Genomic DNA, 16,161 nt, shown 5'->3' with positions numbered 1-16,161 from the left:
CGCGCGGCGCGGGCGGGTGCCGGATCAGCCGGCCAGATCGAAGCAGCAGCCCGCGTAATAGGCCTTGTCGCCGCCGTCCACGAACGGCACCTCGATCGGCTTGCCTTCGTTGCGCCAGCCATCGCGGCGACGGTAGCCGGCCTGCTTGAGCTGCGCCATCAGGTCGTCGTGATGCTCGATGCGATAGGGGCAGACCGCGAAGCCGATGCTGTTGAGCGTGTAGAGGGTGCGATCGGGATGCAGCGCCGTGGTGTTCAGCACGATGCGCCGGGGCTTCACCGCGAGCGCGGCGAGGATCTCCGACAGCCGTTGCGGCAGGTATTGCAGGCTGCCCGAGGCATACAGCACGTCGCAGCCGCTGGCGTCGGCCAGCGCCGTGGTGAAGCCCAGCTGGGCCGCCGCGTCGCGCTGCAACGCCAATGCCTCGCCGGCGCGCACCACGCCCGGCACGTCGCACACGGTCCAGCGCAGGCCATCGGGATAGGGCAGCACGCGGCGGAACGCGTAGTACTTGATCCCCACGTGGCCGCCGAGGTCGAAGATCCGCGTCATGCCGTCCTCGAGCGAGCGCCCGAGCCAGAACAGCGCCGGGTAGTCGTAGAAGTAGACCTGATGGCTGTAGAGCTGCGTGGCCGCCTGCGCGTTGTCGTAGCCCACCGCCTTGGAGGGCGGCGCGCCCGCTTCGGCCGCGGCGAAGCTCTCGAACGAGCCCATGAAGAGGTTGTCGTCCTGGTTGTCGAGGAACTTGCGCCGGTAGGCGTTCGCGCGGGGCAGCCGCGCCAGCAGGTTCGAGAGCATTGCAGGCCCCTTTCGAAAGAATTGATTGTTCGCGTCGAGGCCGATGCTGCTTGCGATTTCCGGAAATTACAAATCCCCGGCCGATTTTTCGATTCTGCTTACGAGTCGGATGAATTAATAACGCTCGCGCCTCAGATTGCGCAATTGAAATCGCGTCGATCCGAATTGAAGAGCCGATCCGCCCTTTTCCCGCCAGCCCTGGACGCCACTATTCCAGCCCGCTCGCACTCGCTGCGATGCTTCGAGAAAACTCGGATTTCTCCAGGGAAACCGCCCTTGGAACGGGCCCGGCATACCCATCGCGAGAGCCATCGCCAGGCTTTTCCGGCCGAAAAGCCAAATGGCTACCTCGTTTAATCGAAATTCGGTAGTTCCCATCTGAAATAAACAAGTCCAAACGTAATTGGCCTTTCAAATAGGGCCCACGCACATCTTCAAACCTCCTACTATTTCGACACAAATTCATAACAAACAACCTCTTGCGTCGTCGAATCAATAGCCGTTCGAAGCTGTTTTTTCGCTGTCTTTTGCAATTTCGAATCGGACGGTGATATGGACATTCAGACGATGTTTCCGGAGCTCCCGGAAAGCCGGCACCTCGCATGGGAGGACCTGTTCGCGTCGCGCTCCGGGCGCGGCGCCGGTCCGAGGCTGGCGGCCACCCTGCCCTTGCCGAGCGACGCGGCGCGGCATCCGGGCAGCGCCCACCGATTCCCCGACGCACCGTGGGCCGCGGCCTGGGTGCTGCTGCAATCGCGCTGGCTGGGCCAGCCCGCGCCGGTGCTGCAAGAGGCCGCGAGCGCCGACGATGCATTCGCCTCGTCCTTCGCCTGGGAGGCGGCGCCGACCGCTGGCGAATGGATCGCCGCCATCGACCGCCAGCGCGGCGAGGCAAGCGCCACGCCGCTGCCCGCCGAACGGCCCGCCGTGCTGTGGCTGCGTGATGCCATCAATGCCATCGACGCCGCCGCGTTGCCCGCGCCGATCCGGCTGCGCTTCAGCGCCCAGCCCCCCTGCCTGCATGCCGACGCCGCCGCCGGCTGGCTCGATGCCATCTCGCTGCAGCAACTGCTCGCGGCAGTGGCCGACACGGCGGCCGACCTCCTGTCGCGCCCCGACGCGCCGATCGCCGAGATCCGCGGCCTGCCGCAGGCCGATCGCGAACGGCAGCTCGCCGAGTGGAACCGCCCCGTGGCACCGCTGGACCGCACGCTGACCGTGACGGGCCGCTTCCGCGCCCAGGCCGCCGCCGTGCCCGACGCCATCGCGCTGGTCCAGGGCCAGGCGCGCCTGAGCTACCGCGAACTCGACCGGCGTTCGGACGTACTCGCGCAGTGCCTGCAACAGCAAGGCGTGCAGGCTGGCCACACGGTCGCTCTCGTGCTCGAACGCTCGATCGACGCGGTGGTGGCGCAACTGGCGATCCTCAAGGCCGGTGCGGCCTACCTGCCGATCCCGACCGAGCAACCGCGTGAGCGCGTCGCCGCGATGCTGGCGCAGGCCGGTGCGCGGCTGGCGATCACGACCGAGGCGTTCGATGCGCTGCTGCCCCCGTCGACCCCGCTGCTGCGCGTGGATGCAAGCGCCGATGACGGCCCACGCGGCAGCTGGCGTGAGCCGGACGTCGACGGCGAATCGCTGGCCTACCTCATGTACACCTCGGGCTCCACCGGCACGCCCAAGGGCATAGCGATCTGCCATCGCGCGATCCTGCGCCTGGTCGTCGGCTCGGACTTCGCCGCCTTCGGCCATGGCCTGTCCATGCTGCATGCCGCGCCGCTGGGCTTCGACGCGGCCACGCTCGAGATCTGGGGGCCGCTGCTCAATGGCGGCTGCTGCGTGGTCCACGACGAACGGCTGCCCACCGGCGCGGGGCTCGCGCGCACCATCGCCCGGCACGGCGTGCACACGGCCTGGCTCACGGCCGCGCTCTTCAATGCGGTGGTCGACGACGATCCCGCCCACCTCGCGGGCCTGCGCCACCTGATCACCGGCGGCGAGGCGCTGTCGCTGCCGCACGTGCGGCGCGCGCTCGCTGCGCTGCCGGGGCTGGTGCTCAGCAACGGTTACGGCCCGACCGAGTGCACCACCTTCGCGGCCACCCATCGCATTCCCGCCGTGCTGCCCGACACGCTGCGCTCGGTGCCGCTCGGCCGTCCGATCCAGGACACGGTGCTGCGCGTGCTGAGCCCTTCGCTCGCGCTGCTGCCGGCGGGCCTGGTGGGCGAGCTCTGCATCGGTGGCCATGGCCTGGCGCGCGGCTACCTGGGCCAGCCCGCGCTGAGCGCCCAGCGCTTCGTCGCCGACCCCTTCGGCGCGGCCGGCGACCGCCTCTACTGCAGCGGCGACCTGGCGCGCTGGCTGCCGGACGGCACGATCGAGTTCGTCGGCCGCCGCGACGGGCAGGTCAAGATCCATGGCCACCGGGTCGAGCTCGGCGAGATCGAGACCGCCCTGCTCTCGCATCCGGCCATCCAGTCCTGCGCGGTCGCCGCGCGGCCCGATGCAGGCGGCGCGCTGCGCCTGGTCGCTTACCTGGTCGCGCGTGCGCAGCCGCTGCCCTGGGAGGCGCTGCGCACCCACCTCGCGGCCCGGCTGCCCGCCGCGCTGCTGCCTTCGGCCCAGCTGTGGCTGCCCCGGCTGCCGCTCACGCCCAATGGCAAGCTCGACCGCCAGGCCCTGCCCGAGCCGGCCGGCGAACGCCCCGCGCTCGCGCAGGCCTACGAGGCGCCGCGCGATGCCGCCGAGCAGGCGGTGTGCGAGGCCTTCGCGCACGCACTGCAGCTCGCCGAGGTCGGCCGGCACGACAACTTCTTCGACCTGGGCGGCGACTCGATGCGCGTGCTGCAGGTGCTGGCCGTGCTCCAGCGCGACCGACGCGACCAGCGCGCGCCGCTGTCGACCAACCTGTTCTTCAGCAATCCCACGCCCGCCGCCATCGCGGCCCGGCTGCGCCCGGGCGGCAAGGCGAAAGCCCGCGCCGCCATCGAAGCGCCGCGCGAACGTGCCGTGGCCGCCGACGCCGATGTCGACGCCATCGCCCTCATCGGCACCGCCGGCCGCTTTCCGGGCGCGGCCGATGTCGAGCAGTTCTGGGACAACCTCGTGGCCGGCCGCGACAGCATCAGCTTCTTCGACGACGCCACGCTCGACACTGGCGTGAGCGATGCGTTGCGCCGCGACCCGGCCTACGTGCGGGCGCGCGGCGTGATCGACGGCATCGAGGACTTCGACGCGGCCTTCTTCGGCATCGCGCCCAAGGAAGCCGCGCTGATGGACCCGCAGCAGCGCGTGTTCCTCGAGATCTGCTGGGAATGCCTGGAGCGCGCGGGCTACGTGCCCGATGCCGCGCCGGGCCCGGTCGGCGTGTATGCCGGCATGTACAACGCCAGCTACGCGCAGCGGCACCTGAGCACCCGGCCCGACCTGGTCGAGGCGGTCGGCGAGTTCCAGACGATGCTGGCCAACGAGAAGGACTACATCGCCACCCGCGTCGCGCACCGGCTCAACCTCACCGGGCCGGCGGTCAGCGTGCACACCGCCTGCTCGACCTCGCTGGTCGCGGTGGCCCAGGCCTTCCATGCGCTGCGCAGCGGCCAGTGCTACATGGCGCTGGCCGGCGGCGCCGCGGTCACCTGCCCGCCGCGCAGCGGCTACCTCTACAACGAAGGCGCGATGCTCTCGCCCGACGGCCATACGCGCAGCTTCGACGCCAAGGCGCAGGGCACGGTCTTCAGCGACGGCGCGGCCGTGGTGCTGCTCAAGCGGCTGGCCGACGCGCAGGCCGACGGCGACACCATCCATGCCGTGCTGCGCAGCGCCTGCGTCAACAACGACGGCGGCGCGAAGGCCAGCTTCACCGCGCCCAGCGTGGACGGGCAGGCGGCGGTGATCCGCGCGGCGCTCGCCGCGGCCCGGGTCGATGCGCGCAGCATCTCCTTCGTCGAGGCGCATGGCACCGCCACGCCGATGGGCGACCCGATCGAGGTCGAGGCGCTGGCCACCGCCTTCGCCGAGCACACCGATGCGCTGGACTTCTGCACGCTGGGCTCGCTCAAGAGCAACGTCGGCCACATGGTCACGGCCGCCGGCGCGGCCGGACTGATCAAGACGGCGCTGGCGCTGCAGCACGAATGCATTCCGCCGACCGCGCATTTCAGCGAGCCGCATCCCGCCATCGGCTTCGAGCGCACGCCCTTTCGCGTCAACCCGCAACCGAAGCCCTGGCCGCGCGGCGCGACGCTGCGCCGTGCCGGCGTGAGCTCCTTCGGCGTCGGCGGCACCAATGCCCACGTCATCGTCGAGGAGGCGCCCGCGCGCGCGCCCTCGGCGCCCGACGAGGGCATGCACGTGCTGCCGCTGGCCGCGCGTTCCGAGGCCGCGCTGGCGATGGCGACCGAGCGCCTCGCGGCACACCTCGAGATGCATCCCGAGGATTCGCTGGCCGACGTGGCCCACACACTCGCGGTCGGCCGCAAGGCGCATGCATTCCGGCGCGCGGTGGTGGCGGCCCGCGCGGACGACGCGGTGGCCGCGCTGCGCGACCCCGGCTCGCCGTGGCGCGCGAATGGCAGCGTGGGCGCGCGGGTGCCGCAGCTGGTGCTGATGTTCCCGGGCCAGGGCGCCCAGTACGCCGGCATGGGCCGGGCGCTGCACGGTGGCGACCCGGTGTTCGCGGCCGCCTTCGACGACGCCCTCGCGGCCTTCGCGGGCGAACTGGACGTCGACCTGCGCGAGCGCATGTTCTCGGGCGATCCGCAGGCCCTGCTGCCGACCTCCGTCGCGCAGCCGGCCCTGTTCACGCTCGAATACGCGCTGGCGCGCCGCCTGCTGTCGCTCGGCGCCCGGCCGCAGCTGCTGATCGGCCACAGCGTCGGCGAGTTCGTGGCGGCGGTGCTGGCCGGCGTGATGCGGCTCGAGGATGCGGCCCGCCTGGTCGCGCGCCGCGGCGCGCTGATGCAGGCGCAGCCGGCGGGCGCGATGCTGTCGGTGCGCCTCGGCGCGGCCGAGCTGCTCGCGCGGCTCGATCCCTCGCTCTCGCTCGCGGCGGACAACGGCCCCACGGCCTGCGTGGCGGCGGGGCCGTCGGAGGCCATCGCCGCCCTGCAGGCCTCGCTGCTGAAGGAGGACATTGCGAGCCGCGCGCTGCAGACCTCGCACGCCTTCCATTCCTCGATGATGGACGAGGTGGTCGCGCCCTTCGAGGCGCTGGTGCGGCAGGTGGTGCTGCGCGCGCCGCGGATTCCCATCGTCTCGACGCTCACCGGCCAGCCGCTCGGTGAAGTGGAAGCCACCAGCGCCGCCTACTGGGCCCAGCATGTGCGCGGCACGGTGCGTTTCTCGCCCGCGCTGCGCGACACCCTCGCGCGGCTGTCGCAGCCGCTGTTCGTCGAGACCGGGCCGCGCAACACGCTGGCCACGCTCGCGCGCCAGCACACGGGCACGGCGGTGTCGCTGCTGCATGGCGATCCGGCCGACGAGGTGGCGCTGCTGCGGCTGGCCTTTGCGCGGCTGTGGACCTGCGGCGCCGAGATCGAGCTCGCGCGCCTGTCGAACCGAACCGATGCGCGGCGCGTGCGCTTGCCGACCACGCCGTTCGAGCGCCAGCGCTGCTGGGTCGACATCGCGCCCCCTCTTTCCGCTTCCGCCACGGCCGCCACGCCAGCCGCCGCCCCCCTCGTCCCCCCGATCGCCCTGGAGTCCACCGTGACCGTTGCAACGCCCTCGCCCCTTCCTCCCGCGTCCGCGTCCACGCTGGACGCCCGCCTGCGCGCGCTGTTCGAGGACATCTGCGGCCTCGACATGGCGCAGGCCGACGGGCATGCGCCGTTCGCCGAACTCGGGCTCGACTCCTTGACGCTGACGCAGGCCGCGACGCAGATCCGCAAGCACTTCAAGGTCGAGCTGAGCTTCCGGCAATTGATGGAGAAGCACCGCAGCTTCGATGCACTGGGCGCCTTCCTGCGCCAGAGCCTGCCGGACGAGGCGCCGAGCGCCGCCGCGATGCCTGTCATGCCCGCGATCGCGGTCCCGCGGCTCGATGAAAACGCAGGCGCATTCCAGCTGTCACAACTGATTGCGCAGCAAATGGAAATCATGCGCCAGCAGCTCACGCTGCTGTCTGGCGCCGCCTCGATCGCGCCTGCTCCCGCCGTAGTCCCGCACCCCACCGCCGAGGCGGCCCCGGTCGCGAGCCTGCCGCAACGCTACGACGTGGCCAAGGCCTTCGGCGCCATCGCGCGCATCCACACCCAGCGCACGGCCGAGCCCAGCGCGCGGCAGCAGGCGCGGCTCGCGGCCTTCGTGCGCCGCTATGTCGAGCGCACGCGCCGCAGCAAGCAGTTCACCGAGGACAACCGGCCCCACATGGCCGATCCGCGCGTGGTCAACGGCTTCCGGCCGCTGACCAAGGAGATCGCCTACCAGATCGTGGTCGAGCGCTCCAAGGGCTCGAAGCTCTGGGACATCGACGGCAACGAGTACGTCGACGCGCTCAACGGCTTCGGCATGAACATGTTCGGCTGGCAGCCCGACTTCGTGCAGGAGGCGGTGCGCCGGCAGCTCGACGCCGGCTACGAGATCGGCCCGCAGCATCCGCTGGCGGCCGACGTCGCCGGCCTGGTCTGCGAGCTCACCGGCAGCGACCGCGCCGCCCTCTGCAACACCGGCTCCGAGGCGGTGATGGCGGCGCTGCGCATCGCGCGCACCGTCACCGGCCGCAGCACGGTGGTGGTGTTCACCGGCTCCTACCATGGCACCTTCGACGAGGTGCTGGTGCGCGCGGGCCGCAATGCCAAGGGCCTGTCCGCCGCGCCCGGCGTGATGAGCGGCATGTTCGGCGACATCCGCGTGCTCGACTACGGCACGCCCGAGGCGCTGGCCTTCATCCGCGAGCATGCCGACGAGCTGGCGGCCGTGCTGGTCGAGCCGGTGCAGAGCCGGCGGCCCGACTTCCAGCCCCGCGAGTTCCTGCACGCGCTGCGCGCCATCACCGAGCAGCACGGCTGCTGCCTGGTCTTCGACGAGGTCATCACCGGCTTTCGCGTCGCGCTCGGCGGCGCGCAGGCGCTGTTCGGCGTGCGCGCCGACCTCGCCACCTACGGCAAGGTCATCGGCGGCGGCTTTCCGATCGGCGTGGTCGCGGGCCGGCGCGCCTACATGGACGCGCTCGACGGCGGCGCCTGGCAGTACGGCGACGACTCCATCCCGGGCGTCGGCGTCACCTACTTCGCCGGCACCTTCGTGCGCCATCCGCTCGCGCTGGCCGCGGCCAAGGCCGCGCTCATGCACCTGAAGGAGGCCGGCGCGGCGCTGCAGGAGGGCCTGAACCAGCGCACCGGCGCCATGGCCGACGAACTGAGCGCCTGGTGCCTGGAGGTCGGCGCGCCGATCGCCATACGGCACTGCGGATCGCTCTGGCGCGTGCACTGGCTCGAGGAGCATCCGCTGCAGGACCTGCTGTTCGCCATGATGCGCAGCCGCGGCATCCACATCCTCGACAACTTCCCCTGCTTCCTGACCAGCGCGCACGGCGCGCAGGACATCGCGGCCATCCAGGCGGCGTTCAAGGCCTCGGTGGCCGAGCTGCAGGAGTCGGACTTCCTGCCGCGCCGCGCGCCCAGCCCCCTGAGCTTCGACGTGCGCAGGAACGCGCAGGACGGCTCGGTGCTCGCCCGCGACGTCGACGGCCAGCCCTTCTGGTACGTGCCGACCGTCGACGGCGGCGCGCTGCCCGCGCTGCCCGTGCTGGCGGACCCGGCCCCGGCCGGTGGCGCGAACGCGAAGGTGGTTGCATGAACGCCGTGCTTCGCCCCACCCCCGACGCCATCGACACCGCGCCGATCCTCGGCAGCGTCGAGTGCGTGATTCCCACCACCGAATCGCAGCGCGAGGTCTGGCTCGGCGCCATGCTGAGCGCCGAGGCCTCGCTGGCCTACAACGAATCGGTGCTGCTGCGGCTGCGCGGCACGCTCGATGGCCCGGCCCTGTCGCGCGCGCTGGCGCGGCTGGTGCAGCGCCACCAGTCGCTGCGCGCCACCCTCTCGCCCGACGGCCGCAGCATGCTGGTCGGCGGCGGCGATGCGCCGGCCCTCGAGCTGCGCGACCTGCGCACGCTCGATGCGACGGGCCGCGCGCAGGCGCTCGACGCCGCGCACCGAGACGCGGTGTGCACCCCATTCCCGCTCGAGCAGGGTCCGTTGTTCCGGGCTGCGCTGTACCGGCTCGGCGATGCCGAGCATGAACTCGTGATGTCGGCGCACCACGTGGTGTGCGATGGCTGGTCGTGGGCGGTCATCGCCGAGCAGCTCGGCCATCTCTATGCCGACGAGATCGGCGAGGGCCTGCCGCTGCGCGCCGCGCCGAGCTACGCGGCCTTCGCGGCAGAGGAAGCCGCCGAGGCGGCCGGGCCCGCCATGCAGGCGCATGTGGACCATTGGCTGGCGCGCTTCGCCGGTACCCTGCCGGTGCTCGAGCTGCCGACCGACCGGCCGCGCCCGGCGGTGCGCGGCTTCGATTCGCAACGCATCGAGCGCGGGCTCGATCGCGCGCTGATGAGCGCGATGCGCGCCGCGAGCGCGAAGTCCGGCACCAGCCTGTTCGCGGGGCTGCTGGCCGCCTTCGCCGCCACGCTGCACCGCCTGAGCGGGCAGGACGACATCGTGATCGGCATTCCCGCCTCGGGCCAGCTCTCGCGCGACATGCCGGGGCTGGTCGGCCATTGCGTGAACCTGCTGCCGCTGCGTCTCGCGGTGGGTGGGCAACTGCGCTTCGACGCGTTGATGGGCGAATGCGGCACGGCCGTGCTCGACGCCTTCGAGCACCAGTCGCTGACCTACGGCGCGCTGCTCGGCAAGCTCTCGCTGGAGCGCGACGCGAGCCGCCAGCCGCTGGTGAGCGTGATGTTCAACCTCGACCCCGACGTGGCCGGCAGCGCACAGAACTTCGCCGGCCTCGCGGTCACGCAGGACACGGTGCCGCGGCGCTACGAGAACTTCGAGCTGTTCCTCAACCTGCGGCCGGCCGAGGGCGGCCTGTTGGTCGAGGCCCAGTACAACACCGGCCTGTTCGACGAGGCCAGCGTGCGGCGCTGGCTCGACATGTTCGAGTGCCTGCTGCGCTCGGCCGTGCAGGCACCGGACCAGCCCATCGGCCGGCTGGCGCTGCTCTCGCCCGAGGCGGCGCGCGAGCTGCTCGCGCTGCAGCCCGCGCCGAGCCCGCTGGCGGGCCTGCCGTTCGCGCATGCCGGCTTTGAGGCCAGCGCGCTGCTGCAGCCCGATCGCCCCGCGATCCGCGACGGCGCGCGCCGCTGCAGCTACGGCACGCTCGACGCGCAGTCGAACCGGCTCGCGCATGCGCTGCGCGAACGCGGCACGGGCCGCGGCCAGCGCGTGGGCCTGTGCCTGGAGCGCGGCATCGACATGGTCGTCGCGCTGCTGGCGGTGCTGAAGTCGGGCGCGGCCTACGTGCCGCTCGACCCGGGCTTTCCGCAGGCAAGGCTCGATCACTACGCCGAGGATGCCCGCCTCGGCCTGCTGCTCACCACGTCCGACATCGCGACCGCGCCGCGCGGCTGGCGTGCCGATGCCGCCGAGCGCGTGTTCGAACTCGACCGCGACACCGCCTGGCAGCGCGCGCCCGCGGGCGCGCTGCCGCCCAGTGGCGACGATGCCGGCCCCGAGGACGCGGCCTACGTCATCTACACCTCGGGCTCGACCGGCACGCCCAAGGGCGTGTGCGTGCCGCACCGCGCGGTGGCGAACCTGCTGCAGTCGATGCGCAAGGCGCCGGGCCTCGGCGAGGGCGACCGGCTGGCCGCGGTCACCACCTTGTCCTTCGACATCGCGGTGGCCGAACTGCTGCTGCCGCTGGCCGCGGGCGCCGAGATCGTGATGGTCCCGCGCGAGACCGCGATGGACGGCCGCCGCCTGCGCGCGCTGCTCGAGGAGGAGGACGTCACCGTGCTGCAGGCTACGCCCGGCATGTGGCAGCTGCTGCTCGACGCGCAGTGGCCCGGCGCGCCCGGCTTGCGCGGCTGGATCGGCGGCGAGCCGGTGCGCGGGCGGCTCGCGCTCGAGCTGCTCGAGCGCTGCACGCAGCTGTGGAACGTCTACGGCCCGACCGAGACCACCGTCTGGTCCACGGCCTGGAACATGCGACGCGACACGATCGCCGCGCACGGCGTGTCGATCGGGCAGCCGATTGACAACACCAGCGTCTGGATCCTCGATGCCGCGCTGCAGCCCTGCCCCGTCGGCGTGCCGGGCGAGCTCTGCATCGGCGGCGACGGCCTCGCGCTCGGCTACCTCGAGCGGCCGGAACTGAGCGCGGAGCGCTTCGTCAGCGCGCGCATCCTCGGGCAGGCCACCGCCATCTACCGCACCGGCGACCGTGGCCGCTGGCGCAACGACGGCCTGCTCGAGCACCTGGGACGGCTGGACTTCCAGGTCAAGGTGCGCGGCTACCGCATCGAGCCCGGCGAGATCGAGGCGCGCTGCAACGAGGCGGCGGGCGTGTCGCGCAGCGTGGTCGTGGCGCGCGAGGACCGGCCCGGCGACGTGCGGCTGGTGGCCTACCTGGCGCTGCAGCCCGGCGCCGCGGGCGCGGCCTTCGAGCTCGGCGCGCTGATGCAGCACCTGCGCGAAAACCTGCCGGCCTTCATGCTGCCGCAGCACGTGGTCACCCTGCCCGTGCTGCCCACGCTGCCGAACGGCAAGCTCGACCGCGTCGCGCTGCCGCCGCCGGGCGCCATGCCGCGCGCGGTGGTGCAGCGCGGTGCCGGCCCCGCCAACGAGATCGAGCGCAAGGTGCTCGCGGCGATGGAGCAGGTGCTGAGCCTGCCGGGCATGGACATGGGCGACGACTTCTTCACCCTGGGCGGCCATTCGCTGCTGGCCGCGCGGCTGGCCACGCTGCTGAGCCGCGAGTTCGATCTGGCGCTGCCGCTGCGCACCTTGTTCGAGGCGCCGACGGCGCAGCGGCTGGCTGCCGCCATCACCGCCCTGCGCGGCGCGGGCGAAACGCGTCAGACCGCACTGCCCTGCCACTTCGAGCGCGAGCTGGCGCCGATGACGCCGTCGCAGGAACGCATCCGCTTCATGGAGGAGCTGCACCCGGGCCGCTCGGTCTACAACGCGCCCTCGGCGCAGCGGCTGCTCGGCGCCTTCGACGCCGCGCGCTTCGAGGCCATGCTGCGCGAGATCATCCGCCGCCAGCCCGCGCTGCGCACCTGCATGGGCGTGGATCCGGCCAACGGCGCGCCGGTGCAGTCGATCGCCCGCGCGGTCGACTTCTCGCTGCCCGTGATCGACCTGCGCGAGCTGCCGGCCGACCAGCGCGAGGCCGAACTCGCCGAGCGCATGCAGGAGCTGGCCGACCGCCCGATCGACATCCACCGCGCGCCGATGCTGCACGCCGCGCTGTTCCGCATCGACGAGGACGCGCATGTCTTCGTGTTCGTGCCGCACCACCTGGTCTGGGATGGCTGGTCCTTCGACCTGCTGCAGGCCGAGCTGGCCGCGCTCTACGACGCGGCCGAACGCGGCCGCCCGCACACGCTGCCCGCGCTCGCGACCACGCACGGCGACTATGCCGAGTGGCTGGCCGGCTGGATGGCCACGCCCGAGTTCGAGGCGCAGCGCGCGCTGTGGCGCGAGCGCGCCGCCGCCGTGGCCGCGCCGCGCCTGCCGCGCACCGACATGCCGCGCCGCGCCGGCAGGAGCGGCCAGGGCGGTTCGCAATGGATCGCCATCGACCTGCCCGCCACCCAGCGGCTGCGCGAGACCGCGCGCGAACTCGACGTGACGCTCAGCATGTTCACTTTCGCGATCCATGCGCTCGCGATGAGCCGCACCATCGGCAGCGACACCCTCGTGGTCGCCAACCCGGTGCGCGGCCGGCAGCAGCCCGAGACCGAGAACGTGATGGGCGTCTTCAACAACATGCTGCCGGTGTCGCTGCGCATCGACCTCGGCCTGACGCTGCCCGCGTACCTGCGCTACGTGAAGCAGGAGCTGCTCGCGCTGATGGCCTGCCAGCAGGTGCCGTTCGAGCGCCTGGTGGCCGAGCCCGGCGGCCCGGCCCGGGCGGCCGGCGCCTACCAGACGATGTTCTCGTTCCAGGATGCGCGCGAACGCGGTTCGCGCATCGGCAGCCTGCGCACGCAGCAGATGCACCTGCTGCAGCGCGGCGCCACCGACGACATCGGCGTGTGGCTGCTCGACACCCCGCACGGGCTCGAGGGCGCGCTGATCTACAACGCCGACATCTACCTGCGCGAGACCGGCGCCCGGCTGCGCGAGCGCTACCTCGAGCTGCTGCGCCGCGCGGCCGACCGCCCGCACGCGACGCTCGCGCAACTGGCCAGCGAGGAAGGCTCGCCCAGCGCCGCCTACCTGCGCAAGCTCGCGGCCGAGCCGCCCGAAGCGTTGGCACCGCAGGCCGCCGCGGCCGCGCTGCCGCTCGCCGACGTGCTGCCGCCCGAGCATGCGCGGCTGGCGCAGATCTGGGCCGACGTGATCGGCATCGACGTCAACGAGATCCGCGCCAGCGACAACTTCTTCGACCTCGGCGGCGATTCGCTGCTGGTGCAGCGCTCGGTCGAGCGGACCGCGCTGACCCTGGGCCACCGCGTCGAGCCGCGCCGCTACCTGTTCGAGAACCTGGCGCAGCTGGCGGCCTCGCCGCCCTCCGCGGATATCACGCCGGCCGAGGCCGGGGGCCCGAAGCGCGTGCCGCCCCCCGGCCGCACGCTCGGTTTGCTGGGACGCACCCTCAGCGGCTGGCTGCGCGGGGACCGGGCATGAACGTGACAAGCTACGCCCTGTCCATCGACGCGCCCGTGTGCCGCTACGTCGACCTCGACCTGCGGCTGGACCCGGACTGCGAACGCGAGCTGTCCGAGGAGGAGCGCGTGCGCGCCTCGCGCCTGCACTTCGGCATCGACCGCGAGCGCTTCATCGCCGCCCATGTCGCGCTGCGGCGGGCCCTGGCCGAGCAGAGCGCGCTGCGCGCCGACACGCTGTGCCTGGTCTGCGGACCGTTCGGCAAGCCGTGGATGCCCGAGCGCCCGCGCATCCGCTTCTCGCTGAGCCACAGCCATGCGCTGGCGCTGATCGCGGTCGGCACGCGCGGCCCGCTGGGCGCCGACGTGGAACACCTGCGCCCCGTGCCCGACGCGCTGACGCTGGCCGAGCGCCACTTCACGCCCCGCGAGTACGAGGCCCTGCTCGCGCTGCCGGCCGCACGGCGCGGGCTCGCCTTCCTCACCTGCTGGACGCGCAAGGAAGCCTGCCTCAAGGCCATCGGCCTGGGCCTGCGGGTGCGGCCCGACACGGTCGAGGTGGGCCTGCGGCCCGAGCTGCGCAGCGTCGAGGTCCCGCTGGGCGGCCGCATCCTGTGGCTGGTGGTGGGCCCGGCGCCCGCGCGGCCCGGCAGCGTGGCCTCGCTCGCCGAATGGCGCGCGCCCGAGACGCTGTTCGACACGCCCGAGGCGCTGTCGCAGATGCTCGCCATGCAGGCCCTGCGCGCCAACCCGGGCGCGGCCTTCGCCGGCGACCCGGTCCGTGGCGTGGAGGTGGCGCGATGATGGCCCGCCCGCTCATGTTCGGGCCGGCCTCGCGCCAGCTGTTCGGCCTGTTCCATCCCGCCGAACAGGCGCACCCGGGCGACACCGCGGTGCTGCTGTGCCCGCCCTTCGGCCAGGAAGGCCTGCGCACGCACCGCTTCTTCAAGGTGCTGGCCGAGCGGCTCGCCCGCTCGCGCATCGCCACCCTGCGCTTCGACTTCCACGGCACCGGCGATTCGCCCGGCGACGAGCGTTCGGGCGAACTCGACGGCTGGCGCCGCGACCTGTGCTCGGCGCACGAGACGCTGCGCGGGCTGGCGCCCGACGCGCGCATCGTCTGGGTCGGCGCGCGCCTGGGCGCCACCCTCGCCGTGCTCGCGGCGCGCAACGGGCGCTGCGACCCGGCCCGGCTGGTGCTGTGGGAGCCCGTGATCGATGGCCCGCGCTATGCGCGCATGCTGCGCGAGCGGCACGTGGAGGCGGTCGACACCAGCTTCTGCATCCCCGACCTCGGCTGGCGGCGCGGCTACCTGCGCGATGCCCAGGCCGTGCCCGAGGAGGCGTTGGGCGTGTCGCTCTCGACGCAACTGCGCGCCCAGCTCTCGGCGCTCGTACCGGCCTCGCTGCCGCTGACCGCGCTGCACGACACGCTGGTGCTCGCGCGTCCCGACGAGGCCCACACCGCCCAGTGGGCGGCCGAGCAGCAGTCGCGCCACATGCCGGTGCGCCTTGCCTACTTCCAGCACCGGCTCGACTGGACCGCCGATCCCTATCCCAACAGCGCCATGGTTCCGGCCGATGCGCTTCACCGCCTGCAAGGGGCCCTCCATGAGTGACATGACCCAAAGCCCGGTGCGCTTCGGCCACGGCGACGGCCTGCTCGGCATGCTGACCGAGCCCGTGCAATGCCAGCCGCTGCCGGTGTGCTGCCTGATGCTCAACATGGGCGCCAACCACCGCGTCGGGCCGCGGCGCATCAACGTCAAGCTGGCCCATGCGCTGGCCGCCCAAGGCATGAGCAGCCTGCGGCTGGACCTCGGCGGCATCGGCGACAGCGAGGCGCCCGGCGGCGCGAGCGCGGTGCCGCTGGCGCTGCGCGCGGTGCACGACCTGCAGGCGGCCATGGACCTGGTGGAAGCGCGGCTCGGCATCCGCCGCTTCGTGATCGTCGGCATGTGCTCGGGCGCCGAGCATGCGATGAGCGCCGGCATGGTCGATGCGCGCGTGATCGGCCTGTCGCTGTTCGACGGCTTCGCCTTTCCGCAGCGGCGCGCGCGTTGGGAACGCACGCTGCGCCGCGCGCTGGCCGCGCCCGCCCACCCCGCTTTCGCGGGCAAGGTGCGGCGCTGGATCGGGCGGGGCCTGTCGCGCTGGCTGTCGCGCTCCGGCGCGGCGCGGCCGCTGCCGGGCTTCTTCAGCGAGGAGCTGCCGCCGGTCGTCGCCGAAGCCTGGTTCCGCGCCACCATGCGGCGCCTGTGGGCGCGCCAGGTGGCGCTGCACTTCCTCTACTCGGGTTCGCTGCATGTCAGCGACCGCGGACGCGACCAGCTCGGCGCGTTCCGCGACGAACCCTTCCTGCAGGCCGCGCAGTACGACTTCCTGCGCGACCTCGATCACACGGTCTGCACGGCCCGGGGGCAGCAGCTGTTCCTCGGTGCCGTGGGCGACTGGGTGATCGCCCGCGCCCGCGGCACCGCCGCCGAGCGCCGCAGCCCCGGCACCGCCGCGGCCCCGCTCGAGCCGCCCATCGCGGGCGCGCTCGCGCCGCAGTAACCCCTCACGGAATTCCAAGGACACCC

6 protein-coding genes are annotated in these 16,161 nt (G+C 72.7%); 5 read left to right on the top strand and 1 reads right to left on the bottom strand.

The annotated features are described in order from the left end of the window. Window positions 1-24: 24 nt before the first annotated feature. Window positions 25-798 carry a TIGR04325 family methyltransferase gene (locus AC07RM_RS00715; protein WP_495332223.1) on the bottom strand — a complete coding sequence of 258 codons (774 nt, stop codon included), beginning with the start codon at window positions 796-798 and terminating at the stop codon, window positions 25-27. Window positions 799-1,365: 567 nt separating this feature from the next. On the opposite strand from AC07RM_RS00715, the gene AC07RM_RS00710 reads away from it, so the two are divergent. From AC07RM_RS00710 to AC07RM_RS00690, 5 genes are read left to right on the top strand one after another with little or no spacing between them, the layout of a single operon-like run. Beyond that, window positions 1,366-8,595, top strand: coding sequence for an amino acid adenylation domain-containing protein (locus AC07RM_RS00710; RefSeq protein WP_495332221.1), 7,230 nt, complete (start codon window positions 1,366-1,368; stop codon window positions 8,593-8,595). After that, window positions 8,592-13,601 carry an amino acid adenylation domain-containing protein gene (locus AC07RM_RS00705; protein WP_495332219.1) on the top strand — a complete coding sequence of 1,670 codons (5,010 nt, stop codon included), beginning with the start codon at window positions 8,592-8,594 and terminating at the stop codon, window positions 13,599-13,601. The genes AC07RM_RS00710 and AC07RM_RS00705 overlap by 4 nt, the downstream gene beginning before the upstream one ends. Beyond that, complete coding sequence (locus AC07RM_RS00700) at window positions 13,598-14,383, top strand: 4'-phosphopantetheinyl transferase family protein (protein WP_495332217.1); 786 nt, start codon at window positions 13,598-13,600, stop codon at window positions 14,381-14,383. Before AC07RM_RS00705 ends, AC07RM_RS00700 begins: the two co-directional genes overlap by 4 nt. After that, complete coding sequence (locus AC07RM_RS00695; RefSeq protein ID WP_296775749.1) at window positions 14,383-15,198, top strand: serine aminopeptidase domain-containing protein; 816 nt, start codon at window positions 14,383-14,385, stop codon at window positions 15,196-15,198. Before AC07RM_RS00700 ends, AC07RM_RS00695 begins: the two co-directional genes overlap by 1 nt. Next, entirely contained in the window at window positions 15,191-16,135 is a 945-nt protein-coding gene (locus AC07RM_RS00690) for an alpha/beta hydrolase family protein (RefSeq protein ID WP_479669154.1), read from the top strand. The genes AC07RM_RS00695 and AC07RM_RS00690 overlap by 8 nt, the downstream gene beginning before the upstream one ends. Window positions 16,136-16,161 lie beyond the last annotated feature (26 nt).

Source organism: Variovorax sp. GW821-FHT09B05, from assembly GCF_059418265.1.
Note: the sequence above shows the minus strand (reverse complement) of the source record. Positions and strands in the feature narration are given on the sequence as shown.